Origin of the sequence: Klebsiella sp. MS 92-3 (assembly GCF_000195655.1) — a bacterium.
In the GTDB taxonomy this organism is placed as follows: Bacteria; Pseudomonadota; Gammaproteobacteria; order Enterobacterales; family Enterobacteriaceae; genus Klebsiella; species Klebsiella pneumoniae.
On sequence record NZ_GL882839.1, the window covers coordinates 45,702 to 47,993 of the forward strand.

Below are 2,292 nucleotides of genomic sequence, written 5' to 3' on the forward strand. Positions count from 1 at the left end.
TAGCGCCGCCAGCCGTTGTTCATAGCCGGCATACTTCGCTTCCCCTTTCTCCAGCCCCAGGCGCCAGCGGTAGTTGCTGATGGTGATCGCCACATGGTCCGGGTTATCCAGAGCCCGGGCGGTTTTGGCAAAGGTCGCATCGCTGAATTGCCACTGCGGCGACGCCTGATGCCAGATAAATTTCGCAAAGTCGTGGGTGTTTTGCCGGTAACCGGCCTCCCCACGCGGGGTGGCAAAATAGAATTGATACCACCACGACAGCTCAGCCTGCGGCGGCAGCGGTTTTTCGCCAATCTGCTGACTGCTGATCAGATACCCGCTCACCGAGACCAGGGATTTCACCCGCTGCGGCCACAGCGCGGCGACGATATCCGCCGTGCGCGCGCCCCAGTCAAAACCGGCCAGATCCGCCTGCCTGATGTTAAGGGCGTCCATCAGATGGACAATATCGGCCGCCATCGCCGACGGCTGACCGTTACGCGGCATGCTGGCGGAGAGGAAACGGGTCGTGCCGTAGCCGCGAAGATACGGCACGATCACCCGGTAACCCTTCTGCGCTAGAGCCGGCGCCACCTGGGCATAGCTCTGAATATCGTAGGGCCAGCCGTGCAGCAGGATCACCGGCTGGCCGTCGCGCGGGCCGATATCCACGTAGCCAATATTCAGGTCGCCGGCGCGGATCTGCTGGATCTTGTCGAACGCCCCCGCGTCTTCAGCGGCGCAAACGGCGGCGGACCACAGGGTGGATAACCCCAGCGCCACGGCGCTGGTATAGCGGATCAGGGATAATCTGTTCATCGTTTTCTCACCTTTTATCGTCATCAAGAGAGTACGTGACCAGTAAAGCGGAAATTTGTATCCGCCATGTGCCCGACCGGGGCCATTTTTCTCTCTTAATGTCAGCGCAGCACCGCGAGATACAGTGTGATACAAAGTCGAGGTTGGCAATTGTTGCGGGCATGTGAATTTATGCTTGCCCCGGGAGATAAATCCGTTACCGTGGCAGGCATTTTTCACCACTTAAGAACGCAGGAACCCGCTATGGCGATTTTTGATGGTCACAATGACCTGCTGCTGAATCTCTGGCTTCACCATCGCGAGGATCCGGTGAGCGCCTTCTTTGCCGGGATAGAGAACGGCCATCTCGACTATCCGCGCATGCTGCAAGGCGGATTTGCCGGCGGGCTATTCGCGCTATTCGTGCCACCGCAGGAATATATTGCCCGTATGACGCCGCAATACGCCAGCCAACGATGGGATCCGATCGATATCCTCTGGCAGCAACTGGCCATCCTGAAGCAACTTATCGCGCACTCCGCTGGACGCTTGAGATTGTGTCTGAGCGCGGCGGATATCGAGCGCTGCCGCGAGGATAAGGTACTGGCGATGGTGGCGCATATTGAGGGTGCCGGAGGTTTTGATGGCGAGGGCCGCGACCTGCAGGCCTTTTATGCCGCCGGGGTCCGCAGCATTGGTCCGTTCTGGAATATTGCGAACCGCTTCGGCAGCGGCGTTAACGGTTCGTTTCCCGGTAGCCCGGACACTGGGCCTGGACTGACAGCGGCAGGTATCGATCTGATTAAGCAGGTCAATGCCTTGAAGATGCAGATTGACGTGTCTCATATGAATGAAAAAGCGTTCTGGGATACCGCCCATCACGCAACGTCACCGCTGGTGGCCACCCACTCCAATGCCCATGCCCTGTGCCCGCAGCCGCGCAATCTGACCGACCAGCAACTGCGGGCGATCCGCGACAGCGGCGGCGTGGTGGGCGTCAATTTCGGCAATGCTTTCCTGCGCGCCGACGGCCGGCGCGATAGCGACACGCCCTTAACCACCATTGTCCGGCATATCGACTATCTTATTAACATAATGGGTGAGGATCATGTGGCCCTTGGCTCGGATTTTGACGGCATCACCCTGCCGGACGAGCTGGGCGATGTGGCCGGCTTACCGCGGCTTATCAATACGTTGCGCGCTAGCGGCTATGATCAATTGGTGCTGGATAAGCTGCTGTGGCGTAACTGGCTACGGGTATTAAAAAATGTTTGGCAACAATAGGTTATATTGTAAACATAAAGTTAATTCCTTACAGATTCCGGGTTGATCTCTCTCCCGGTGAAGCGCAATATGCGGCAGCCGTCACAGATCCACCATTATCCGTGAGGCCTGTAGTCATTTTTAAGAGGAACAAAACATGTGGAAGAAACCTGCTTTTATCGATTTACGTCTCGGTCTGGAAGTGACGCTGTACATTTCTAACCGTTAATCGCCCCCCCCCCCCCCCCCCCC

General features: G+C 57.5%; 3 protein-coding genes. 2 read left to right on the forward strand and 1 reads right to left on the reverse strand.

Annotated elements, in window-relative coordinates:
- Positions 1-798: alpha/beta fold hydrolase (locus tag HMPREF9538_RS07155; RefSeq protein ID WP_032457203.1), on the reverse strand; the 798-nt coding region annotated here is incomplete at its 3' end.
- A 243-nt stretch (positions 799-1,041) separates the two neighbouring features.
- On the opposite strand from HMPREF9538_RS07155, the gene HMPREF9538_RS07150 reads away from it, so the two are divergent.
- Both HMPREF9538_RS07150 and pqqA read left to right on the forward strand, forming a co-directional pair.
- The gene (locus tag HMPREF9538_RS07150) at positions 1,042-2,061 is read left to right on the forward strand and encodes a dipeptidase (RefSeq protein WP_004199994.1); all 1,020 of its coding nucleotides are present in this window, start codon (positions 1,042-1,044) and stop codon (positions 2,059-2,061) included.
- A gap of 136 nt (positions 2,062-2,197) precedes the next feature.
- Positions 2,198-2,269, forward strand: coding sequence for a pyrroloquinoline quinone precursor peptide PqqA (gene pqqA / locus HMPREF9538_RS0128210; protein ID WP_002905689.1), 72 nt, complete (start codon positions 2,198-2,200; stop codon positions 2,267-2,269).
- Positions 2,270-2,292 lie beyond the last annotated feature (23 nt).

Excerpts from the sequence above, each read along its gene's own strand:
- HMPREF9538_RS07150 (WP_004199994.1), top strand. The coding sequence starts at position 1,042 with ATGGCGATTTTTGATGGTCACAATGACCTGCTGCTGAATCTCTGGCTT.